The organism is Aliiroseovarius salicola (genome assembly GCF_027891095.1).
Lineage (GTDB): Bacteria > Pseudomonadota > Alphaproteobacteria > Rhodobacterales > Rhodobacteraceae > Aliiroseovarius > Aliiroseovarius salicola.
The window spans coordinates 113111-134996 of sequence record NZ_JAQIIO010000007.1 but is presented as its reverse complement, the minus strand read 5'-3'; the positions used below and the strand labels follow the sequence as shown (position 1 = coordinate 134996).

The 21886-nt window shown below is 54.8% G+C and carries 22 protein-coding genes; 9 read left to right on the top strand and 13 right to left on the bottom strand.

All coding sequences use genetic code 11. The features are described 5' to 3' along the window. Positions 1-153 precede the first annotated feature (153 nt). The 9 genes from gyrB to O2N63_RS13565 all read right to left on the bottom strand — a co-directional run bounded on the left by gyrB (position 154) and on the right by O2N63_RS13565 (position 10437). Positions 154-2571, bottom strand: a complete 2418-nt coding sequence (gene gyrB / locus O2N63_RS13605) for a DNA topoisomerase (ATP-hydrolyzing) subunit B (protein ID WP_271054822.1) — start codon at positions 2569-2571, stop codon at positions 154-156. A 145-nt stretch (positions 2572-2716) separates the two neighbouring features. Further along, a complete protein-coding gene (locus tag O2N63_RS13600) occupies positions 2717-3133 on the bottom strand; it encodes a VOC family protein (protein WP_271054821.1) in 417 nt (138 codons plus the stop codon). Next, positions 3130-4245, bottom strand: coding sequence for a DNA replication/repair protein RecF (gene recF / locus O2N63_RS13595; protein WP_271054820.1), 1116 nt, complete (start codon positions 4243-4245; stop codon positions 3130-3132). Before recF ends, O2N63_RS13600 begins: the two co-directional genes overlap by 4 nt. Before the next feature lie 70 nt (positions 4246-4315). Beyond that, the gene (gene dnaN, locus O2N63_RS13590; protein ID WP_271054819.1) at positions 4316-5434 is read right to left on the bottom strand and encodes a DNA polymerase III subunit beta; all 1119 of its coding nucleotides are present in this window, start codon (positions 5432-5434) and stop codon (positions 4316-4318) included. Positions 5435-5605: 171 nt separating this feature from the next. Next, the gene (gene dnaA / locus O2N63_RS13585) at positions 5606-6979 is read right to left on the bottom strand and encodes a chromosomal replication initiator protein DnaA (RefSeq protein ID WP_271054818.1); all 1374 of its coding nucleotides are present in this window, start codon (positions 6977-6979) and stop codon (positions 5606-5608) included. A 702-nt stretch (positions 6980-7681) separates the two neighbouring features. Beyond that, positions 7682-7945, bottom strand: a complete 264-nt coding sequence (gene rpsT, locus O2N63_RS13580) for a 30S ribosomal protein S20 (RefSeq protein WP_271054817.1) — start codon at positions 7943-7945, stop codon at positions 7682-7684. A 177-nt stretch (positions 7946-8122) separates the two neighbouring features. Next, entirely contained in the window at positions 8123-8899 is a 777-nt protein-coding gene (locus O2N63_RS13575) for an enoyl-CoA hydratase (protein ID WP_271054816.1), read from the bottom strand. A gap of 88 nt (positions 8900-8987) precedes the next feature. Further along, on the bottom strand, positions 8988-9839 hold the full coding sequence (gene mutM, locus O2N63_RS13570; RefSeq protein WP_271054815.1) for a bifunctional DNA-formamidopyrimidine glycosylase/DNA-(apurinic or apyrimidinic site) lyase: 852 nt from the start codon (positions 9837-9839) through the stop codon (positions 8988-8990). Next, a complete protein-coding gene (locus tag O2N63_RS13565; protein WP_271054814.1) occupies positions 9817-10437 on the bottom strand; it encodes a hypothetical protein in 621 nt (206 codons plus the stop codon). The genes mutM and O2N63_RS13565 overlap by 23 nt, the downstream gene beginning before the upstream one ends. Positions 10438-10522: 85 nt before the next feature. On the opposite strand from O2N63_RS13565, the gene ubiE reads away from it, so the two are divergent. Continuing rightward, a complete protein-coding gene (gene ubiE, locus O2N63_RS13560; RefSeq protein WP_271054841.1) occupies positions 10523-11269 on the top strand; it encodes a bifunctional demethylmenaquinone methyltransferase/2-methoxy-6-polyprenyl-1,4-benzoquinol methylase UbiE in 747 nt (248 codons plus the stop codon). 1 nt (position 11270) lies between these two features. After that, on the top strand, positions 11271-12800 hold the full coding sequence (ubiB, locus tag O2N63_RS13555) for a 2-polyprenylphenol 6-hydroxylase (protein WP_271054813.1): 1530 nt from the start codon (positions 11271-11273) through the stop codon (positions 12798-12800). Here the strand turns inward: ubiB and O2N63_RS13550 are convergent. The 3 genes from O2N63_RS13550 to fliK are packed head-to-tail and all read right to left on the bottom strand — an operon-like array spanning position 12786 to position 15990. Continuing rightward, the gene (locus O2N63_RS13550) at positions 12786-13700 is read right to left on the bottom strand and encodes a phosphotransferase (protein WP_271054812.1); all 915 of its coding nucleotides are present in this window, start codon (positions 13698-13700) and stop codon (positions 12786-12788) included. The two genes, ubiB and O2N63_RS13550, sit on opposite strands and share 15 nt — an antisense overlap. Before the next feature lie 9 nt (positions 13701-13709). Beyond that, a complete protein-coding gene (locus tag O2N63_RS13545; RefSeq protein WP_271054840.1) occupies positions 13710-14378 on the bottom strand; it encodes a flagellar hook capping FlgD N-terminal domain-containing protein in 669 nt (222 codons plus the stop codon). A gap of 34 nt (positions 14379-14412) precedes the next feature. Then, positions 14413-15990: a flagellar hook-length control protein FliK gene (fliK, locus tag O2N63_RS13540; protein ID WP_271054811.1), complete on the bottom strand. Its 1578-nt coding sequence runs from the start codon at positions 15988-15990 to the stop codon at positions 14413-14415. Positions 15991-16107: 117 nt separating this feature from the next. Between fliK and O2N63_RS13535 the strand changes: the two genes are divergently transcribed. The 6 genes from O2N63_RS13535 to O2N63_RS13510 all read left to right on the top strand — a co-directional run bounded on the left by O2N63_RS13535 (position 16108) and on the right by O2N63_RS13510 (position 19965). Further along, positions 16108-16422 (top strand): rod-binding protein, encoded by a 315-nt coding sequence (locus O2N63_RS13535; protein ID WP_271054810.1) that lies wholly within the window; start codon positions 16108-16110, stop codon positions 16420-16422. Then, positions 16409-16762, top strand: coding sequence for a flagellar biosynthesis protein FlgN (locus O2N63_RS13530; protein ID WP_271054809.1), 354 nt, complete (start codon positions 16409-16411; stop codon positions 16760-16762). The genes O2N63_RS13535 and O2N63_RS13530 overlap by 14 nt, the downstream gene beginning before the upstream one ends. A 218-nt stretch (positions 16763-16980) precedes the next feature. Further along, positions 16981-18318, top strand: a complete 1338-nt coding sequence (locus tag O2N63_RS13525; RefSeq protein ID WP_271054808.1) for a flagellin — start codon at positions 16981-16983, stop codon at positions 18316-18318. 86 nt (positions 18319-18404) lie between these two features. Continuing rightward, positions 18405-18773 (top strand): flagellar biosynthesis regulator FlaF, encoded by a 369-nt coding sequence (gene flaF, locus O2N63_RS13520; protein WP_333780736.1) that lies wholly within the window; start codon positions 18405-18407, stop codon positions 18771-18773. After that, on the top strand, positions 18770-19174 hold the full coding sequence (gene flbT, locus O2N63_RS13515) for a flagellar biosynthesis repressor FlbT (protein WP_271054806.1): 405 nt from the start codon (positions 18770-18772) through the stop codon (positions 19172-19174). The genes flaF and flbT overlap by 4 nt, the downstream gene beginning before the upstream one ends. Before the next feature lie 140 nt (positions 19175-19314). Next, positions 19315-19965, top strand: coding sequence for a DUF1217 domain-containing protein (locus O2N63_RS13510; RefSeq protein WP_271054805.1), 651 nt, complete (start codon positions 19315-19317; stop codon positions 19963-19965). Positions 19966-20066: 101 nt separating this feature from the next. On the opposite strand, the gene O2N63_RS13505 is transcribed toward O2N63_RS13510, so the two are convergent. Further along, complete coding sequence (locus tag O2N63_RS13505; protein ID WP_271054804.1) at positions 20067-21395, bottom strand: FliI/YscN family ATPase; 1329 nt, start codon at positions 21393-21395, stop codon at positions 20067-20069. A gap of 88 nt (positions 21396-21483) precedes the next feature. Here O2N63_RS13505 and O2N63_RS13500 point away from each other — a divergent pair, with 88 nt between their 5' ends. Further along, positions 21484-21879 carry a FlgB family protein gene (locus O2N63_RS13500; RefSeq protein ID WP_271054803.1) on the top strand — a complete coding sequence of 132 codons (396 nt, stop codon included), beginning with the start codon at positions 21484-21486 and terminating at the stop codon, positions 21877-21879. Positions 21880-21886 lie beyond the last annotated feature (7 nt).

The window sequence follows — 21886 nt, the reverse complement described above, 5'->3', positions numbered from 1 at the left end:
TAAACCCCAGTAGATTCAAAGCTGCGGATCACCTTCAAAGGCACGCGCCGTTAAAACGCATTCAGCTTGCAAGGTCGGTGAATTCAGCAGATTTGGGTCGCTCGCGAAAACCTATGGGCTTCGCGAGCGATTATGGGGCTTTTTACAACCTGATCAGAAATCGAGGTTTTCGACGGAGAGCGCGTTTTGCTGGATGAACTCACGGCGTGGCTCAACCACATCCCCCATCAATTTAGTGAAAATGTCATCCGCCTCTGAGAGGTCTTCAACTTTCACCTGCAGCAAAGTACGGGCCTCGTGATCAAGCGTGGTCTCCCACAACTGATCCGGGTTCATCTCACCCAGTCCTTTATAGCGCTGCAGCGTGAGCCCTTTCTCACCCTCGGCCAAAACGGTGCTCAGAAGATCGATCGGTCCCTGAAGCAGGGTTTCGCGTTCTTTTCGTGACAGGCGTGCGCCGTCTTTGTAGACATCGCGCGTTTCCATCGACACCTCGGATAGGCGACGGGCTTCACCCGAGCGTAAGACTGCTCCGTCAAGTGTACGAATTTCCTCGACCCCGCGCAGCACACGGGCCAGACGAATGCCGTGATCTTGCGTGATCCGGCCTTGCCAGCCACGCTCATACTCGACTGCAACCTTATCCAGTCGCGCCGCCACGTCATCGGCCACACGCTGCAGATCCGCATCCGCGCGGCCCGGATCAAAAGCCCCTGCAAGCGCAGCTTGCTCCAGAATATTGCGTGGATAATGGGTGGGGAACGCATCGAGGATCCGTTTGAAATTGCGTGCGCCTTCCACGACACGTGCCAGATCGGCACCCGCGAGCTCTTCGCCCGACGGCAGGCGCAGCACTGTGCCTTCAATCCCTTGATTTACAAGGTAATCCTCCAGAGCTGTCTGGTCTTTCACATAAACCTCAGACTTGCCCCGCGCGACTTTATACAGCGGTGGCTGGGCAATGTAGAGATAACCACCTTCGATCAGCTCCGGCATCTGACGGAAGAAGAAGGTGAGCAGCAGCGTTCGAATATGCGCACCGTCCACATCCGCATCGGTCATGATGATGATCTTGTGGTAGCGCAGTTTGGAAATGTCGAATTCATCCCGACCGATCCCAGTGCCAAGCGCGGTAATCAGCGTGCCGATTTCTTGCGAACCAAGCATCCGGTCAAACCGTGCCCGCTCTACGTTCAGGATCTTACCCCGCAGCGGTAGGACCGCCTGATCGTGACGCGAACGGCCCTGTTTGGCCGAACCACCAGCGGAATCACCCTCGACGAGGAACAGTTCGCGTTTGGCTGGGTCTTTTTCCTGACAATCCGCCAGCTTGCCCGGCAGCGAAGCCACATCAAGCGAAGATTTCTTGCGGGTCATTTCGCGCGCTTTACGCGCAGCCTCACGCGCCAGGGCGGCTTCGACAATCTTGCCGACAATCATTCGAGCAATCTGCGGGTTTTCATCAAACCATTCCTGCAGCTTTTCGTTCATCAGGCTTTCTACTGCCGGGCGCACTTCACTTGAGACCAGTTTGTCCTTGGTCTGCGAACTGAACTTTGGATCCGGCACTTTCACTGACAGTACGCAGGACAGACCTTCACGCGCATCATCACCGGTAAAGTTCACCTTCTCCTTCTTCGCCAAACCAGATGAGTTGGCATAGAGGTTCAGGGTTCGGGTCAACGCTCCACGGAAGCCCGCAAGATGCGAGCCACCATCGCGTTGCGGAATGTTGTTGGTGAAGGGCAGCACATTTTCGTGGTAGCCATCATTCCACCACATCGCGACTTCTACTCCGATCTCGTCTTTTTCGCCGGTCACAAAGATCGGCTCCTCCATCAGGGGCGTCTTGTGACGGTCGAGATATTTCACGAACTCTTTCACGCCGCCGTCATAGTGCATTTCCGAATGCAGCTTTTCGGCGGGGCGTTCATCTTCGATGATGATCCGCACACCAGAGTTCAGGAAGGAAAGCTCGCGCAGGCGGTTTTCCAGTGTCTTGAACTGGTACTCGAGGTTCGAGAACGTGTCAGTAGAGGCTAGGAAGCGCACTTCGGTCCCAGTGCGATCTCCGCAATCGCCCACGACTTTCAGATGCTCGGCGGTCTCGCCGCGTTCAAAACGTGCCACATGCTCTTTGCCATTGCGCCAGATGCGCAATTCCAGCCAGTCGGACAGCGCGTTCACCACCGACACACCCACACCATGCAGGCCACCGGACACTTTATAAGAGTTCGAGTCGAACTTTCCGCCCGCGTGCAACTGGGTCATGATCACCTCAGCGGCAGACACACCCTCTTCCGGGTGCATATCCACCGGAATGCCGCGACCATTGTCCGAGACAGAGACCGAATTGTCGGCGTGAATTGTAACCGTCACAGCATCCGCGTGACCGGCCAGCGCTTCGTCAATGCCGTTGTCCACAACTTCATAAACCATGTGGTGCAGACCGGACCCATCATCCGTGTCCCCGATATACATGCCGGGGCGTTTGCGAACCGCCTCCAACCCCTTGAGAACTTTGATGGAATCTGCGCCATATTCGGCGTTGTTTTGCGCGTCGTCAGCCATGTGGGCCTTCCTGTTATTCGTTCCCCAAAACATAGATGTTTTCGGGGGTAATGTCACCTATCCGACACAAGATTTGGTGTCAAATAGACAGGATAGCGAAGGCGTGCTGCGCAGCCCTCCAATTCGATCTTTGGGGTTATGATTTTCAGACCAAAATTCCGTCTTCGTCCAACGCCCAAAACGGATTGAATGCGTATTCCCACAGGTGTCCATCCGGGTCAGCAACGTAACCGGAATAGCCGCCCCAATCTGTCTTGGTTGGCGCGGCAACAGCCGTGGCGCCTGCTGAGATTGCCTTGGCAAATGCTGCATCCACTTCGGCCTCAGACGGGTAGTTCTGCGCGAGCGTCATCGCTCCTGTTTTCATTTCGTCTTTGGAACGCCCCGTTTCCCGCGCCAGACCGTCGAGTGTGAAGAACCCCAATTTCATCCCGTTCATGTCGAAAAACGCCACGTCTGACAGAACGTTAGAGGGCTTCCAGCCAAGTGCCTGATAATAGGCACAAGAGCGTTCGATGCTCTCCACGCCAAGGGTGATCAGAGTCACGCGATTGGTTTTCATGGGGTCACCTCCGTGACAGTGGAATTTCCATTCTCATCACACACTTCGTAATGTGCAGCCCGCGCCCCCAGCTCGGCAAATAATTCCGGACCGGTACCCGTCATGAAAGCCTGCGCACCGAGAGCACAGATTTCATCATAGAGTGCCGCCCGCCGCCCTGCATCAAGATGAGCAGCAACCTCATCCAGCAGATAGATTGGCGGTGCACCAAAGTCCCGCGCCAGCGCACGCCCATTGGCAAGAATGAGCGAGACCAAAAGCGCCTTTTGCTCGCCCGTTGAGCAATCTCGTGCGGCCACACCTTTCGCTGCATAGACCGCACCTAGATCCGACCGGTGCGGACCAACCAATGTGCGCCCCGCGGCAAGATCGCGTGGACGGCTTTCGGACAGAGCCGTTGCCAATTCGTCTTCTGTGGCGGGGGCCAAAGCCTCTCCTGCCTGAACCAGCGACAGATCGGCGGCCGGGAATTCCGTTTCTGCCGAGGTCTGCGCCTCTTGCAGCAAAGATATGGCATTCAAACGATTGGCATGTATCTCAGTCCCAGACGCAGCCATTTGTGCTTCTACAGCCCGATACCAGTGTGGGTCACGTTGCCCATCCTTCAAAAGCCGGTTCCGTTCGCGCATCGCCTTTTCATAAGACAGCACCGCATCCGCATGGGACGGCGTGAAGCTGAGCGTCAACCTGTCCAGAAATCGCCGCCGCCCTTCGGCCCCTTCGACCCACAGCCGGTCCATCACCGGAACCAACCAAACCACGCGGGTGATCCGGCCCAGTGTGACCTGCGTCGCGACTTTCCCATCAATCCGCACCTGGCGCCCCTGCCCCGGCTCCACCCAAGTTTCAACCTCGTGCATCTGCCCAAGGCTTTGCAGGACCGCAGAAATTTTCCACCCAACCTGTTCAGGCCTGCGGATCATTTCATCCATCGTCGCCCGCCGCAAACCGCGCCCCGGAGACAGCATGGATATCGCCTCGAGGATATTGGTTTTGCCGGCCCCGTTTGCGCCATGCAGCACAACAGGCCGCCCATCGAGAGACAGGCGCGCCAGTTTGTGGCTACGGAAATGGCTGAGGGTCAGCTCTTTGAGGGCCAGTGGGCTGGTCACTTACACGCCCCTTTTCCTCTTGCCAGTCTACGCCCTGTGAGGGGCTGAAATTTCGAACTGCAGACGCCGCTCACACGCGCATCGGCATGACGACGTAGACAGCGCTGGTGTCATTGCCTTCGCGCATCAGGGCCGGATCGCCAGAATTGTTGAACATGAAGGTTGCGTTTTCGCGGTCTACCTGGCTGGCAATTTCCAAGAGATATTTGGCGTTGAAGCCGATCTCCAGCCGCTCATCGCCGTAAGCAACGGCGAGTTCTTCTTCCGCAGCACCTGCATCGGGTGCATTCACCGACAGAACCAGACGGTCTTCGTCCAGTTGCAGTTTGACGGCACGCGAACGTTCCGACGAAACGGTGGCCACGCGGTCTACGGCCTGCGCAAATTCAGACGCGTCCACCTCCAGCTTACGGGTATTCCCGGTTGGGATGACACGAGTGTAATCGGGGAAAGTACCGTCGATGACTTTCGACGTCAGCGTTATCGCCGGGGTCGCAAAACGCACCTTGGTTTCCGACACCGACACGGCAATCGTTGCGTCATCATCATCCAGCAGCTTGCGCAGTTCGCCCACGGTCTTGCGCGGCACGATCACACCAGGCATCTCTTCTGCACCTGCTGGCAGCTCGGCGTCGATACGGGCAAGACGGTGACCGTCGGTGGCCACGGCGCGCAGCACCTTGCCGCCTTCTGCATCAGACACATGAAGGTAAACACCGTTCAGGTAGTAGCGGGTTTCCTCGGTCGAGATCGCAAATTTCGATTTGTCGAACAGGCGGCGCAGCACCGGCGCGGGGGCTGAGAAGTTGGCCGAGTACTCAGACGATGCCATGACCGGGAAATCTTCTTTCGGCAGGGTGGCGAGCGAGAAGTTCGACCGGCCGGCTTCAACCGTCAGGCGGCCTGTCGCCCCATCATCGGTCAGTTGCACCAAAGCCCCGTCCGGCAGTTTGCGCACAATCTCATGAAGCGTCACAGCGGCAACCGTAGTGGCACCGGCGCGTTCAACCATTGCCGGGGTCTTGTCGACGACTTCGATATCAAGGTCGGTGGCCCGGAACGACACACTGTCGCCTTCCGCTTCGATCAGCACATTGGCCAGGATCGGGATGGTGTTGCGGCGTTCCACAACCGATTGAGCCTGGGCCACGGCCTTGAGCAACGCACCGCGTTCAATGCTGATCTTCATATCCCACTCCTGACGAATATAGGGGCTGAAAGCCGATGCCTTCGCCCCGAGATTGTTCTTTTGCTGGAATGTCCAATGGTTTGAAGGGCGGGTCAAGGCCAAACGGACCCCAACCCGCCCTTTGCAAGCAACTGTTGTGCCTGCGCTTGCGCACAGGACAAGAATAAGAGCTTACGCCTCGAGGGCGCGACGCAGCAGTTCCAGATCTTCAGCGATTTGATCGTCGACGCCCTTCAGCTCGTCGATCCGCTTCACCCCATGCATCACAGTGGTGTGGTCACGGCCGCCAAAGCGTCGCCCGATTTCGGGCAGCGACCGCGAGGTCATGTGTTTGGCCAGATACATCGCCACCTGACGGGGACGCGCAATGGTCCGCACACGCTTCGGACCGATAAGGTCCGAGAGGCGGATGTTATAATGCTCACTGACTTTCCGCTGGATCTCTTCCACGGTGACCTTGCGGTCCGAGGCGCGCAGGATATCACCCAGGCAATCCTGAGCCAGCTCCAGCGTGATTTCCCGCCCGACCAGAGAGGCGAAGGCGAAGAGGCGCATCAAGGCACCTTCCAGCACACGCACATTGGTTGAAATGCGATGCGCGAGAAACTCCAGTACGCCATCAGAAATCTGCAGGCCCGGATATTGTTGGCGATAGGTTGCAACTTTGGTCTGCAACACGCCAAGGCGCAATTCGTAGTCGGTGGGATGCAAATCAACCACAAGACCACATTGCAAACGTGATTTGATGCGGTCCTCAAGATCCTTGATTTCGCCCGGTGCGCGATCAGCCGAGATGATGATCTGCTTGTTCTGATCCACCAAGGCGTTGAACGTGTGGAAGAACTCTTCTTGGGTGCTGTCTTTACCGGCAATAAACTGAACGTCATCCACCATCAGCACGTCGACCGAGCGGAACAGTTGTTTGAAGTCCATCATCTGCTTTTCACGAAGCGCTTTGACGAAGCGATACATGAATTGTTCGGCAGATAGATATACGACGCGCAAGTCCGGTTGATGGGCCTTCAACTCATGCGCAATGGCGTGCATCAAGTGGGTCTTACCAAGACCAACACCACCATACAGGAACAAAGGATTGAAGGTGACTGGGCCACCCTCGGCCACACGGCGGGCCGCAGCATGTGCCAATTCGTTTGGCTTGCCGACCACGAAACTATCAAAGGTAAATCGCGCATCCAGCGGCGCACCAGGAAGTTCATCCTGCACTTCCACTCGTGTCGCAGTCTTACTCCCGCTTTCTGCCGCAACAGGGGCAGATTCATTGGCCGGCTTGCGCGGAGCCATCTTCTGCGGCACTGCAAACTCCAGTCGCGAGACTTTCACACCCGCACCAACCAGCTGGCTTAGAATCTTGTCACCGAAATTGCGCTCGACCCAGTTGCCCATGAAGTTGGTTGGCACCAAGAAAGTCGCCACTCCGCCCTCAAGCTCTGCAAATTCCAGGGGTTCGATCCAGTTTGCATAATTGTTCTGCCCCACTGCTTTCTGCAGCTTTGACCGGACCCGTCCCCATTCTTCGTTCGTCATGTCACCTCGACCCATTCTTATTTTTTAAAGACCGTCGCAAGCAGTCTTATTCAGATCTCATTCCACTCACACTGGCGCCTGCCACAGCACCTCTGCCAGCGTTCAACGTGACCAGATTCAGACCGCCCCTTTCCGGTCTAAACCCGCAACTGACCTAGTATCGCAAACACCCTGATCCTCTGCAGTCGCAGAGAGATAAGCGCATAGGATACCCACACACTACCGACCCTTTTACAGATCAGTATGCGTGACCCCAATCGGGGCAATCGGAGACATGACATGTGTCTAGTGTGCACCCCAGGCAAGAAGTGCGACGCCAGCATTCTAGCAACGCGGCACCCGTCCCCCTCGACGGGAGTTGCGCGCTGCAGTCGCGAGGAGGATTCTATCCCCACCCGTTTGTAAATCTGGGTAAGCCTCAGTTATTAAAGGGCTTTTACCCCAAGTCATCAATGTCCCAAGTCAGCGACGTGAATCGCTGAGGTCAAGCTAGCAAGTGCTGTGCGGACGGTGCAATAGAACTTCACGCTTGACTCTGTCTTTCGTCGAACGAATCCCGGGCGGGTTATACAATCCCGATTTTATCGTATGGAAAAACGCAAATGAGCGCGCCTATTTGGCGCGCTCATCTCATGTCCGAACCCCGAATCTGAGGGTTGGCAAATTTGTCACAGGCCAGCCAGAACCAGCCCGACGGCGCGATTAGCCCAGGGACTTCACGCGCGCCGACAGACGCGACATTTTGCGCGCTACGGTGTTCTTGTGGAGGATGCCTTTCGACACGCCGCGCATCAGTTCCGGCTGCGCTTCTTTCAGTGCAGCTGCAGCAACAGCCTGATCGCCCGCGGCGATGGCTTCTTCTACTTTGCGCAGGTAGGTACGGATACGCGAACGACGAGCCTTGTTGACAGCAAAGCGACGATCGGCCTGACGGGCGCGTTTTTTAGCTTGGGGCGAATTTGCCATGTTTCTGATCCCTTCTTCGGGTGTTTCGTTTTAACGTCACATTGGTGACTCGCGCATCAGCACCCGCCGGGTTCAGAACCGGTGATTCTGGCCAAAGCGGGCCTCACACGCATGTATTGCGGCTTCCTTTAGGGCATTTTTCCCTGAAAGGAAAGCCTATTTTACAGGATTGGCGTCTTACTTGTCGCGGAACTGAGGCTCACGCTTTTCAATGAAGGCCGCCATACCTTCCTTCTGATCTTCCGACGCGAAAAGCGAATGGAACACGCGACGCTCAAAGAGAATGCCCTCGCTCAGTGGCAACTGTTCGGCCCGGTTGACCGTTTCTTTGATTGCCATCACGGTGATCATCGACTTCTCGGCAATCTTGGCCGCCGCGGCCATTGCCTCTTTCATCAATTCTTTGGCGGGCACCACACGACTGACCAGCCCTGACCGCTCGGCTTCGGCGGCGTCCATGAAACGCCCGGTCAGGTTCATATCCATCGCCTTGGCGCGTCCAACCAGTTTGGTCAGGCGCTGCGTGCCCCCAAAGCCTGCCATCACACCCAGGTTCACTTCGGGTTGGCCAAATTTGGCGGTGTCGGAGGCGATGACGAAATCACACATCATGGCCAGTTCACAGCCACCACCCAGCGCATAGCCCGACACGGCTGCAATGATTGGTTTGCGGATCCGCATGATCGATGCTTCTTCCGGGGTAAACAGATCCCCCACGAACACATCTACAAAGCTCTTTTCGGCCATCATGTTGATGTCGGCCCCGGCAGCAAACGCCTTTTCCGAGCCGGTAATCACGATGCAACGCACCTTGTCGTTGTCCTGCGCTTCAGCCAACGCCTCACCGAGTTCTGCCAGAAGATCCATACTTAGTGCATTCATGACATCCGGACGATTGAGCCGGATCAGAGTTATGTGATCTTCTGTTTCAGCGATGATATTTTTATAGGCCATGGTTCCCCTGCCTTTAGTCCCGTTTTGGTCGTCCCAGACCAGTGGTATTCGAAGGGGAGTCCTACGCGGGCATTTCCCTCCGATCAAGTTATCTTTGACAATGCCCGCAATAGAAGCTTGATCGCCCCCCTTGAACAATACGAGAGATTTTTCCTTTACAATCAAGGGTGACGCAGGGTTCACCTTCGCGTCCGTAGACCTGAAAGCTGTGTTGAAAATATCCCAGATCCCCATCCGCCTGGCGATAATCTTTCAGCGATGACCCACCACTTTCGATCGCTTCGGCCAGAACTTTCCGAATAATGGGGACCAAACCAGCCACACGTTTTGCAGAGATTCTGGCCGCTTTGCGCGCCGGATGAATGCCCGCGCGGAACAAAACTTCGCAGACATATATATTGCCAAGACCAGCAGTAATTCCCTGGTCCAAAAGGGCTGTTTTGATGGCGGTATTTTTGCCGGACAGACGCTCGACAAGATAGTCTTCGTTGAAGTCATTCCCCAATGGCTCTGGCCCGAGGACTCGAATCAATTTGTGATCAGGCAGGCCAGATGTCGCACAAAGTTCCATCGCCCCGAACCGACGCGGATCATTAAACGTCACGCGTGCGCCGTTCTCCATGTCAAAAACCACATGATCATGCTTTTCGGGCGCGGGATGTTCGTGATGATACTTGCCCAGCGCGTGACCCGAAATAAGCATCCGCCCCGACATACCAAGATGCACAATCAGGGTTTCACCTGTATCGAGGTCCGCCAGCAGGTACTTTGACCGTCGCCCAAGCCGCGTCACGCGCGCACCCGTCAACCTTTCGGCCATGTTTTCGGGAAATGGCCAACGCAACCCTTCACGACGCACATCGGCCTTTGCAATACGTTCCCCCTCCATCACGGGAGAGAGCCCGCGACGAACCGTCTCAACCTCGGGCAGTTCTGGCATGTTCCATCCTGTTGGCTTGCATCACCTCTGACAGATGTTGCCGCAAGGTTTGAACACCCACAACCGATTTCATCATCCGAACGGGGGCTCGATCCGTGAAATAGAGTTTCCATTCATACGGACCGTTCTCTGTAACTTCTTTCAGGTCACGCAAATCATAGGTTTTAGTGCGAAAAAACCCGGACATGGCTTGCAGCTCGTGACCATCCAACGTGATTTCAAATGCCAAGATATAGGCGGCTGCATAGCCAAGGCAGGCAAGAAGTGCCCATTTTATTTCAGCGGCATAGGCCACCATGCCACCCGACACCTTAGGGTCGTCGAACATCGGGAACACATAGACATAGACGACAACCGACAGAACCGCAAAAAGAACCCGCACCCCCCACGTCGTTGGATGGTTGGTTTTGGTGAAAGTGTGATGGGGTTCCTTCTTGCTTCCAACTTCTGAAATCACTTCCAGCGACCAGTCATCACTCATCACTGCCCCGGCACGCTTTCCAAGTTCTTTTTCACCTCGAAATGAGCGTGCCCATTTCGAAGAACTGCCCAGCACAAAAATCACCGCTACAAAAATAGCAATTCCATAAATAAACATCTGCAACCTACTTAAATTTGATGGTTTGTCTCTTGGGGCATATGGGTATATCTCGTTTGGGACGAAATTTGGGCGAATGATCGACATGGCTGCGAAGAAAACCACGCATTTCGGTTTCAAAACCGTAGACGAAGACCAAAAGGCCGGAATGGTTCATGGGGTCTTTACTAATGTGGCCTCAAAATATGACGTGATGAATGATGTCATGTCGGTGGGGATCCACCGCCTCTGGAAAGACGCGATGATGGATTGGCTCGCGCCGCGCCCCGGTCAGCGCCTTCTGGATGTGGCTGGCGGCACGGGGGATATTTCCTTCCGGTTCCTGAAACGAGCTGAAGACACCAGTTCGGTTGTGCTTGATATGACGGAATCGATGCTGGTTGAGGGTCGCCAACGGGCGGAAGCGGACAATATGTCCGACCGGCTTGATTGGGTGGCTGGCGACGCAATGCAACTGCCGTTTGAGGACAACAGCTTTGATCGCTACACGATCAGCTTTGGCATCCGCAACGTGACACGCATTCCCGACGCCCTGAAAGAAGCTTATCGCGTGCTGAAACCCGGTGGGCGCCTGATGGTGCTTGAATTCAGCCAATTGCCAAACGACGGTCTGCAAAAACTCTACGATCTTTATTCCTTCAACGTGATCCCGCGCATGGGCAAGCTGATTGCTGACGATTACGACAGCTATCAGTATCTCGTGGAATCGATCCGGAAGTTCCCGGATCAGGAAACTTTTGCCGGTATGATCCGCGAGGCCGGATTTGAGAATGTGAAGTACCGTAATTTGTCCTTGGGCATCGCCGCCCTGCATTCAGGGTGGAAAATCTAACATGCGCGGACCGCACAATATCTGGCGTCTGATCCGTACAGGCGCCACCTTTCAGCGCACAGGCGCCATGGGGGTGGTGCTGGATGCGATGAACGCCCCTCCCGCGCTGCGGATTGCCGCTCGCATTATCGGCTTTCCTTTCGCATGGCTCGGCAAAAAGGGCGATACATCCCTGCCGCCTGTGACCCGTGCAATCACTGCGCTGGGGCCTGCTTACATCAAGTTCGGGCAAATCTTATCGACACGTCCCGATGTGGTGGGTGCCGATCTGGCCGATCAGTTGAAATACTTGCAGGACAAGCTGCCCCCATTCCCGCTCGACGTGGCGCGTGACATGGTCGAAGACGAGCTTGGCATCGAAGTGGACGAGGTGTTTTCCGAATTTTCTGAACCGGTCGCCGCGGCCTCAATTGCACAAGTGCACCGTGCGCGCCTCGCCAGCACCGGACAGGAAGTGGCTGTGAAGGTGCTGCGCCCCGGTATCTTGCGGGCCTTCCGCACCGATATTGATGCCTTCCATTTTTCCGCCAACATGATCGAATGGCTTCTGCCCTCAACCCGGCGCCTGCGCCCCACTGATGTGGTTGAACATTTTGAGGGCGTGGTCATGGGAGAGCTGGACCTGCGCCTTGAAAGTGCTTCTGCCAGTGAATTTGCCGAAAACACCGCAGGTGACGAAGGTTTTGTGGTGCCCGAAGTCAATTGGGGGCTAACCGGGCGGAGTGTGATGACGCTGGGTTGGGCCGAGGGCATCCCAGCCAATGATCTGGTATCAATCCGCGCCTCTGGCCTGGATATGACATCTCTTGGTGAACGGGTCCTCCAACTCTTCCTCAGCCACGCCCTGCGCGATGGGCTGTTCCACGGTGACATGCACCAAGGCAATCTGAAATTCGCATCAAATGGCGACATCGTGGCCATTGATTTCGGGATTATGGGCCGGATCGACGAATACACCCGCCGCGTCTACGCCGAGATCCTTTATGGTTTCATCACGCGCGATTACACCCGCGTTGCCGAGGTGCATTTCGAAGCGGGTTATGTGCCTGCCGACCGTGATGTGGTAGAGTTTGCACAGGCCCTGCGCGCGGTGGGGGAGCCAATCGCGGATATGGACGCCACCCAAATCTCGATGGCAAAACTTCTTTCATACCTCTTTGAAGTTACAGAGAAGTTTGGGATGCAGACCCGCACAGAGCTGATCCTTTTGCAACGAACCATGGTTGTTGTTGAAGGGGTTGCACGGTCATTGGATCCGCGTATCAATATCTGGCAATCCGCGCGTCCTGTCGTCGAAGATTACATCAAATCCTCAATCGGTCCCAAGGCGGTGGTCCGCGACCTTACGCGAACTCTGCGTGTGTTGGCCAGATTCGGCCCTCGTTTGCCAGAATTGGCTGAGAACGCATTGATCCGACACTCCTCTCCGTTGCCGGAACCGGATCAAGCCCGGCCGATGCGAGCCATGGCTTATGTCAGTCTTGGTGGAGTTTTGGCTTTGATCGCGGTGTGGGTATCAAAGTTTCTCTAACGCTTCCAACTCCAACACCGCAGCAGCGGCATGGCTGGCTGACCCTCTGGCCCCTTTCCAAAGGCAATATGCTGCCATGCGGGTGTGGAAAAACGGGGCGAGGATCTGATACCTTTCGGTGACGTTAGGGTGGCCATACATGGTGAAGAACGCCCCAATTTCATCTTCACTCAAAGGGTGATGACCATAGATGACCTGCATGGCGGGTGACAAAAAGATCGCAATATCCAGACAAGGATCCCCTTTGGCGGGGCATTGCCAGTCGATCAGCATAAGCCCTTCAGAGGTTTCCACCAGATTGCCGGGCACAATATCGCCATGCAGGAACACTGGATCGACAGGCGGAAGAGGATGTTCGGGCATTGGGGAAATACGCATTTCAGGCTGCATCTGCCTGGTCTGATCTATCAGCACGTCCGGATCAGACCGAACACTGTTCAGCCCATCCGGTACAGGTTGGAGGTGCAGGTGTGCCATCAAAACAGCCACGTCCTGTACGTTTCCTCGCCATTGCGGGCCATCAAGATAGGAATACGCCAGACTTTCTCCTGCCTCACACCGCAAGCGGCCGAGCATTTTGGGTGCAATTCCAGTCCCCGCCAGGGCTGTAAGAGAAATCGCTTCATGATCAGGATCGTTGGAGAAAATCGGAGAATGATTGCTTGGGACATAGAGTTTGCAGATGATATCGCGGTCCTGCCCCAGCACGCGCCAAACCGGATTGCTGTGGCCCCCTGACTGGCGCGCCCAGTCTGCGTTCCTCTCTGCAATCCCGCGCTGCTCCCAACCGGACTTGAGCGTAGCAGGAGGAGATATATGATCCCTATCCGTCATTCCAAAGCTATCGGTCACGATCAGAGGGCAGGTCAAGAGAAAGACGCGAACCCTACCCTGTTTCACGCGCGGATTTTACCCCTTAGATGCTTCTCGCAAGGCGGACACATCATTGGCCCCAACCGTATGTCCACTTTCTGTTACAAGCTTCAGGCTGCCATCTTCTTTGCGCGTTTCGACAATTCGGGTGTAGACCTCCATCTGCGAAGTTTCGAGAAGCTTTCCTTCACTCCAACTCTCCAACTCAAAGGTATAGGTATCCGATGGGAATGGCGTTCCGCTCTCTGCAACCCCAGCCCAACTGACCTGTTCGGAAGACACCGGGACCTGGGTCTTTTGCACTATGGTTCCATCCCCGTTCTTCACCACCAAATGCGTGGCGTCCGCAGTGGTGGGAGGAGAGCCTTTCAACGTGATCGGTGTGCCATCGAACTTGGCGGAAGAGACCACACGGGCTTCCATCCCAACCCAACCGGCCAAATCGTTCAACCCCATCAGATCCAGTTTTGTCGACATGCCGTCAAGCAAACTGTTGCTGCGCACCTGTTGTTCGACACCTGAGAACGTGGCCAATTGCATGGCGAATTCAGTTGATTCCATTGGGTTGAGAGGATCCTGATTTTGCATCTGGACCGTCATCATCTTCAAAAAAGTTTCAAAGTCCGATGACAGTTCCTCTTCGGCGCTGAGCTTATTGGTATTCTCACCCGGCTGTGCAACAGGGGCTGTCAATGTTGCCGGCATAGAGGGAGAAGTTACGGTGTCGACCATTGGGTCCTCACAATCTGATATCGATGCCTTCAATGGCGTTCGACAGGTTCATTTGAAGTAAGCTCGGGGCATCGGAGACAATACCCGGGGCGTCATGGGCACCAGATTGGGGGTCATTTTTTGATGACCCATCCTGCGCAGACCCACCGCCATGTGCCCCCGCACCCGACTGCTCAAAAGAGAAGGACACGCCTTCATAGCCAATTTCACGCATTTCCTGCGCCAATATCTCGATATGGCGTTTCATAAGTTCCAGCGTTTCGGGACGTTCGACATTAACAGTGACTGCCATAGCCGAAAGGTCCCCAGAGAAGGTCAGCCGCAGACGTCCAAGTTCCTCAGGAGTGAGAGTGAGTTCAACCGGACGGTCCGGCATCGATTTCGCCACTTCAACGAGCTGTAGCGCGATATGGCGCGGCAACTCTGTGCGCAAGCTCCCAAGGATATCAGCTCGAGCGGACCGGAAATCAGCGGTGCTGAACTCAGGGGAAATCAGCTCGACCGAGGCGTCAACCGCTTGCGATGCTTCGCTCGCCGACAACGGGTTTGGTGTCATAATCCCACCGCTTTCTGTCCCTATTGCTGAGATCATCGGGATGCCTAGCGGTAAATAGTCTCCTGTTCCTTTTATCGTCCCGACATCTCCGGCCACCTGAACCGGAGTCTGGGCCGCGGCACCGTCACGTCTCGTTTCTTTTGTGATACCCCTGCTGACAGACCATTGGTCCGTCTTTGGTACATCTGGTCCATCGGTTTGGGGGAAAATTGGTTTTTGCGAGTTGACGGGGCTAGCGGTTGCCTCTGCATCGGAGGGATTGATCATATCGGTGATTTTTGCCCCAGTCAGGCTCGGGTCAGAGTACCGTCCACCCAGGTCGCCCAAAGCCATCAGGCTTGAGGGGAAAGAGATTTTGTGCAGATCTGGAGCTTCTGTTGCCGGTTGGATCCCGACGGGTCGTAATCCCTTGCCTTGACCTAATGCCTCTCCTGATCGTGATGGTTGCCCAGCGGTTTCACCGTGACGGTGATTAATTTCACCTGACAGATTTGCCGATAGATCATTGTATGCCGGTTTCACTGAGGGCGCCTCTGGCTGTCGACGCGCGACCTCATGACTTGGCACAATCGCACCGGAGGCATTCATTTCATTTGGTGTGATATTTGGATTGGGTTTCGCTTCAGACCCCGTTGTCACTGGTTTCAGTGCAGCTTCAATTTCAATGTCTGCCAATTGCCTTGGCGACCCAGCATTATTTGGCGGGATCAGCGTAGAAAAATCTTTGATAGATGATATCTTCTCGAGCTGAATATTCAGGCCGGTTTCCACACCTGTTAATCCGATATTATTGTCACTTCCCATCCCCTCTCCGACTTCAAAGAGGCCATCGGGCACAGGAGGCGTTCCTTCCTGGTTCGTAATATCGGGAGCCTTTTCTATTCCTGCACTGGCGATATGACCCTTTGGTAAGGGCTGCATCAAGGCTTCAAAACTAGCAAACACCTCGACAGTACTTTCAGATGTCCGATCTAATGTCGGCGTTTCTTCCGCGCTTACAAGCAAGGGGAAATGTGGTCCAAGCTGCATATTTACCTTCCGGGTGTTCTGACTCCGTTGAAGGCGACTATGGCAGCAGTTGGTTACCGGATCTTTACCGCTCGACACGATAGTCGAGAAAATAGATTGCATTTGAAAGGACCATAAATGGACCCGTCGCTTCCACAATTCGGACCGCTTCGCAGCAAGGCAAACGTGCCGGACAGCCCCCAGAAAGCCCAACATCAGGAAGACGCACTACGACAAGCGGCTAAAAATCTCGAGGCTACATTCCTCGCAGAAATGTTGAAGGTCGCCGGGGTTGGAAAGTCCCGCGAAAGTTTTGGCGGCGGTGCGGGCGAGGACCAGTTCAGCTCATTTCTTGTGCAGGCGCAGGCAAAGGAAATGGTGAATGCCGGAGGGATCGGGTTGGCTGAATCGCTCTTTGAGGCGTTGAAAGAGAGGTCTAATGGCAATCTATAAACATTCCGATGCCGCAACCGCATTGAACACTCTACTGGATCTTGAACGACAATACCTTTTGAGCGGCGAGATTGGTATTCTGACAAGCCTCGCACCGGAAAAGGAGCGATTGATGCGCCTGCTCCCCACTACCAAGCAGGATACCAAGCATCTGAAAGTTCTTGTAAAAAAGATCACTCGCAATCAATCGATGTTGATTGCCGCCGGCGAAGGGATCCGGACAGCATCGCGTCGTCTGGAGGCGCTGCGCAATCAAAAATCCCAGTTGCGCACCTACGATGCTGGTGGACAAAGTCATGATCTTTCGCATCGAACCACCAGCTTTGAAAAGCGCGCATGATCGAACGACTGTTGATTCAAATCCTATCTATATCACTCCAGACAGATTCAGATTTCCTTCAGTTTTTCCGCGTCATCTGAATGCGCATTCCAGAGGGGGTGGCGCGGAAGGGACAACCCGATTTTCCGCAGAGTTGAGAATAGCTCTTTTTCTCGCCCACCCGGGTGAGCCTCGAAAAATTCCGGTGTAAAGCGCCGACAAACTAAAGGAAAATTCTCATGTCCAGCATTTTGACAAACAATGGCGCTATGGTCGCGTTGCAGACGCTGAAGTCGATCAACTCGAACATGCTCGACACCCAGAATCAGATTTCGACAGGTAAGAAAGTTGCAACCGCCAAAGATAACTCGGCAGTATGGGCAATTTCGAAAGTCATGGATTCGGATGTCAAAGGCTTCAAGGCGATTTCAGAATCACTCTCGTTGGGTGAATCCACTATCGCTGTCGCTCGGAACGCATCCGAAACAGTGACCGACCTGTTGACCGAAATGAAAGGTAAAATTGTTGCCGCGCAGGAAGAAAACGTTGACCGCGCCAAGCTCCAAACCGACATCGTTGCCTTGCGCGATCAGATTGGATCGGTTGTTAGCGCCGCGCAGTTCAACGGCCTCAACCTGATTGATGGGTCAAGTACCGACGCGATGAATGTTCTCTCGTCGCTTGATCGAGATTCAAATGGGAACGTCGTCGCGGCTCATATCAGCGTTGACCGTCAAAACCTGTCGACCACCACACCCGTCGCGGCTCAGGCTTTTGGTGACACCGACCTTGCGGATGCGACAGCTGCGGCAGGTCTGATTTCTGCGACATCAGGAACTGTTGTACACGATGACACTGCATTTGATCCTGCCAGCCCAACCACAACCATCGCAGATGGAGGCAGCGAAACCATCACCATCGGCACTGTGGCCGAAGGGAACAGTTACCAGATCATCCTCGATGATGTGAATGTGAACGTGAATGGTGGCGGATCGACTTTAGGTCAGCGGACCTTTGAATATGTTGCCAGTTCCACTGATGGTACAGCAGAAGTCGCGAAGGCCTTGACCGACCAGATCAACGCTTTCTTTGGAGCGGCGACCGGTTCAGGTGAAGGCTATACCGTCACGCAAGGTACAGGTTCGAACGCAAACCAATTCACCATCTCTAATGCCGCAGGCGGCGACGCAACAAGTATCAAAGTTGGCCTACGGGCACAGACCGGTGGCACCGCCGGCTCATCTGCTGCCTCTGGCGGTCTGGGAGCCCTGCAAAATGTTGATGTAACCAGCGATTCTGGTGCAACCGGGGCCCTCGCTACGATCGAAGGTCTGATCGACCAGTCAATTGATGCCGCCGCCTCTTTTGGTTCAGCGCAAGGTCGCATCGAAACTCAAAGCGATTTCATCTCGAAACTGTCCGATTCTCTGAAATCAGGTATCGGTGCAATGGTGGATGCCGACATGGAAGAAGTCTCTGCCCGATTGCAGGCATTACAAGTTCAGCAACAGCTCGGCACGCAATCTTTGTCGATCGCCAATCAGGCGCCGCAGAATATCCTGTCGCTGTTCCGTTAAGGATTTGATGTGGGGCACCAAAATGGTGCCCCCGTCCCCCTCACCCCTAAATTCAACGTTTATCGGAAGGAAAACCCGTGAACGCTATGAACTTGGCCAAAACGGCCTATGCGGCGTCAAATACCGCAGTGCGCACTCCACGCGGCGTCGAATACGAAGCCTTCGCTCGCATCACCCAGAAAATGAAGTCCGCCGCGGCCAAAGGAAATTCCGGATTTGGTTTGCTAACCCATGCCATCCACGAAAACCGGCGACTCTGGACAATGCTCGCCGCAGATGTCGCAATAAGCGAAAATGGACTTCCAGAAGAATTGCGCGCCCGCATTTTTTTTCTCGCTGAATTCACCTCGGACTTCAGCCGAAAAGTTCTTACACGTGGTGCGAGTCCCGATGCCCTCATTGAGATCAATACCACAATCATGCGTGGGCTGAGACAAACGGCGGACGCGGCATGAGTGGTCTTGTATTAAAACTAAGCCCCAAAGAACGCGTCCTCATCAATGGTGCTGTCATCGAAAATGGTGACCGACGCTCTCGGCTTTCCATCGTCACACCAAACGCAAACATCCTTAGACTTCGGGACGCCATCCACCCGGAAGAGGTGAATACTCCGGTTCGTCGTGTGTGCTATATCGCCCAGCTTGTCTTATCTGGAGACGTAGATCAGAAGGATGCACATATGCAGCTTTTGCGTGGAATCGAGCAACTCAGCCAGGTCCTTACTGATCACGACAGCCGCGATCAATTAACCCGCGCAACTGAAGCGGTGACACGGGAACAGTTTTATCAGGCTCTGAAATGCCTGCGGGCATTGCTGCCTCGGGAAGAGCGGTTGCTGGCCGCGACACTGGCATGAGTTTCCGACCAATAGTCCCAACTGGTGGCCTGGCTGGTTGGGCTTTTCTGCAACGCACACAAGACGCCCAGAAGGAGGCCTTTAATTCGACTGCTGAAATGCAGCGAGACGTTGCCTATTTCAATGAAAGAATAAGTGACGTGAGCTCGGCAGAAGAGTTGGTTGATGATTTCCGACTTTTGAAGGTGGCTTTGGGTGCCTATGGGCTTGATGCGGATATCGGCAATAAGTTCTACATCAAGAAGGTGCTGGAAGATGGCACCTTCGACAGTGGTGATCTCGCCAATAAACTCTCGGACAAACGCTACTATGAAATGGCAAAGGACTTTGGGTTCGGAGACCTCGGCATCCCAGGCACCAAAATCTCGACTTTCGGTGAAAAAACCACCGACGCCTACCTTGAGCGACAATTTGAAGTTGCGGTCGGAGATCAAAGCGAAGAAATGAGGCTAAGCCTGTCTTTGGAGCGAGATCTGGGGGGGGTCTTGAGCAAGTCAATCTCTGATGACGGTAAGTGGTTCTCAATCATGGGAAATCCCCCTTTGCGGAAGGTTTTTGAAACTGCGCTTGGACTTCCCAGCAGCATTGGGACACTCGACATCGACCAGCAGCTTACGATGTTGAAAGACAAAACAGAAACCTACTTCGGCAGCGAAAAGATTGATCAGTTTTCAGACCCGGATAAGATGGAAGAACTTAATCGGTTGTTCCTCATCCGCTCTCAGACCGCGCTGGGCAATGCCGGCATGTCGAGCGCTACAATTGCATTGACCTTGCTACAGAGGGCTTAACCATACAGCGAGCAAAGTTGGGTGAAAATTACTCCCATATACGTGCCTCACAACTACAATCCTACATACTCAAAATAGATGGAGCCTCTTTCCATCGAGTATCATGACTGTTCTGCCTCAGGCTGCATGCAGGCGCCAAGGTGGCGGAAACTGGCAGCAGTGTTTTCATGCTCATCCCCTGCCAAAAAGGCATCAAGCCTCGGGAAACATTCGATCGCCGCATCGACCACAGGATCACTGCCCGAAGCGTATAATCCAGCCTGAATCATCATTTCAGACTTGGCATATGCCCCCAGACGTTGGCGCGCGGCGGAAATCAAAGCGTTTTCTGCGTCAGTTGCTGCGGTGGGCAACGCCCGAGACACCGACCTCAAAAGGTCGATGGCCGGGAATCGTCCCCGTTCTGCAATCTGGCGATCCAAAACAACATGACCATCAAGCACTCCACGCAGAATATCAGCCACTGGTTCCTCCATATCAGAACCGGCGACCAACACGGAAAAGATGGCGGTGATATCGCCGGCCAGAGCACTTCCCGGTCCTGCTCTTTCGCAAAGGGTTGTGATTTGTTGAGCCGTAGACGGCGGATAGCCACGCAATGAACTTCCTTCTCCAGAGGTTAATGCGATTTCGCGGTGCGCCTCCGCAAACCGGGTGACGCTATCGGCCAAAAACAAAACATGTCGCCCCTGATCGCGGAAGTGCTCAGCCACTGTCATGGCAGCCCAACCGGCGCGGCGGCGTACCAATGGGGACTGGTCCGAAGTGGCCGCCACAACCACTGACCGCTTCATACCTTCTTCCCCCAAGACGCGCTCCACGAATTCACGCACTTCTCGACCCCGCTCCCCGATCAGCGCAATCACCACAACATCTGCCCGCACCCCCCTGGCGAGTTTTGCTAAAAGCGTGGACTTTCCGACGCCGGAACCGGCGAATAGCCCAATGCGTTGCCCTCGGACGATCGGAAGAAGGGTATTGAATACGGTGAGGCCTGTTTCCAGGCGCCCTCCGAGAACCCGGCGTTCAGTGGGATTGATTGCGACACCGCGCAATGAGCGCTGCTGAGTGCCGCGCATCACAGGACAACCATCAAGAGCGTGCCCGAACGGATCCAAAACCCGCCCGATCCAACTGTCATCGGGCGCAATGGATCCTGCCCCACGCAGCGCCACCCGCTCTCCGATCCGCAACCCCTCAACATCCCCGTCAGGCAAGATGGTCACATGGTCAGACCTGAGATTTAGAACTTCTCCCAGTCGCATGTCATCAGCTGTTCCAATTTCCACGAGGTCACTTTGTGCAGCCACGTGAGAAAGCCCCGCCACTTCAATTGTTCCGCGATGAATTTCCACGATACGTCCGATGTCGACCGTACGCTGCACGGCCGAGACCTCTGCAGTGAGCTGCTCAAATCCAACCGTTTTCATGGCGTCCTCCTGATTATTGGGTCGTGAAACTGTTTTTAAAGGAATCAGGGTTAAGCCTTAGTTGAAGCCAATCGAGGGAGAAGCCCCGATGTTCGATAAATTGGATATTTTCCGGATGAGCCAAGGCCTGGCACAACATGCCGCAGCTCGTCAGTCGACCATTGCACAGAATGTTGCAAATGCAGATACACCGGGCTACCGCGCCCGGGATCTCGACACTTTTTCCAACAGTTATGACATGTCAGGTCGGACGACCAAGATGCGCTCCACGCGTGCTGGCCATAGTTTGGCATCTGTTGAAGGAAAGACCACTTCGCAAGCCGAAGTCGTGCATCGCAAGGGGGCGACTTCACCGAATGGCAATTCAGTCTCTCTGGAACTGGAAATGATGGCGTCCGCAGAAGCGAAGCGCGATCATGACCTTGCCCTCGCCATCTACAGAAGCTCGATGAACATCATGCGGGCTTCGGTCGGTCGAAAGTAGGGGGGCG

Coding starts and splice junctions, on each gene's coding strand:
- gyrB (WP_271054822.1), bottom strand. CDS start 2,571: ATGGCTGACGACGCGCAAAACAACGCCGAATATGGCGCAGATTCCATC.
- O2N63_RS13600 (WP_271054821.1), bottom strand. CDS start 3,133: ATGAAAACCAATCGCGTGACTCTGATCACCCTTGGCGTGGAGAGCATC.
- dnaN (WP_271054819.1), bottom strand. CDS start 5,434: ATGAAGATCAGCATTGAACGCGGTGCGTTGCTCAAGGCCGTGGCCCAG.
- dnaA (WP_271054818.1), bottom strand. CDS start 6,979: ATGACGAACGAAGAATGGGGACGGGTCCGGTCAAAGCTGCAGAAAGCA.
- rpsT (WP_271054817.1), bottom strand. CDS start 7,945: ATGGCAAATTCGCCCCAAGCTAAAAAACGCGCCCGTCAGGCCGATCGT.
- O2N63_RS13575 (WP_271054816.1), bottom strand. CDS start 8,899: ATGGCCTATAAAAATATCATCGCTGAAACAGAAGATCACATAACTCTG.
- mutM (WP_271054815.1), bottom strand. CDS start 9,839: ATGCCAGAACTGCCCGAGGTTGAGACGGTTCGTCGCGGGCTCTCTCCC.
- O2N63_RS13565 (WP_271054814.1), bottom strand. CDS start 10,437: ATGTTTATTTATGGAATTGCTATTTTTGTAGCGGTGATTTTTGTGCTG.
- ubiE (WP_271054841.1), top strand. CDS start 10,523: ATGGCTGCGAAGAAAACCACGCATTTCGGTTTCAAAACCGTAGACGAA.
- ubiB (WP_271054813.1), top strand. CDS start 11,271: ATGCGCGGACCGCACAATATCTGGCGTCTGATCCGTACAGGCGCCACC.
- O2N63_RS13545 (WP_271054840.1), bottom strand. CDS start 14,378: ATGCCGGCAACATTGACAGCCCCTGTTGCACAGCCGGGTGAGAATACC.
- fliK (WP_271054811.1), bottom strand. CDS start 15,990: ATGCAGCTTGGACCACATTTCCCCTTGCTTGTAAGCGCGGAAGAAACG.
- O2N63_RS13535 (WP_271054810.1), top strand. CDS start 16,108: ATGGACCCGTCGCTTCCACAATTCGGACCGCTTCGCAGCAAGGCAAAC.
- O2N63_RS13530 (WP_271054809.1), top strand. CDS start 16,409: ATGGCAATCTATAAACATTCCGATGCCGCAACCGCATTGAACACTCTA.
- O2N63_RS13525 (WP_271054808.1), top strand. CDS start 16,981: ATGTCCAGCATTTTGACAAACAATGGCGCTATGGTCGCGTTGCAGACG.
- flaF (WP_333780736.1), top strand. CDS start 18,405: ATGAACTTGGCCAAAACGGCCTATGCGGCGTCAAATACCGCAGTGCGC.
- flbT (WP_271054806.1), top strand. CDS start 18,770: ATGAGTGGTCTTGTATTAAAACTAAGCCCCAAAGAACGCGTCCTCATC.
- O2N63_RS13505 (WP_271054804.1), bottom strand. CDS start 21,395: ATGAAAACGGTTGGATTTGAGCAGCTCACTGCAGAGGTCTCGGCCGTG.
- O2N63_RS13500 (WP_271054803.1), top strand. CDS start 21,484: ATGTTCGATAAATTGGATATTTTCCGGATGAGCCAAGGCCTGGCACAA.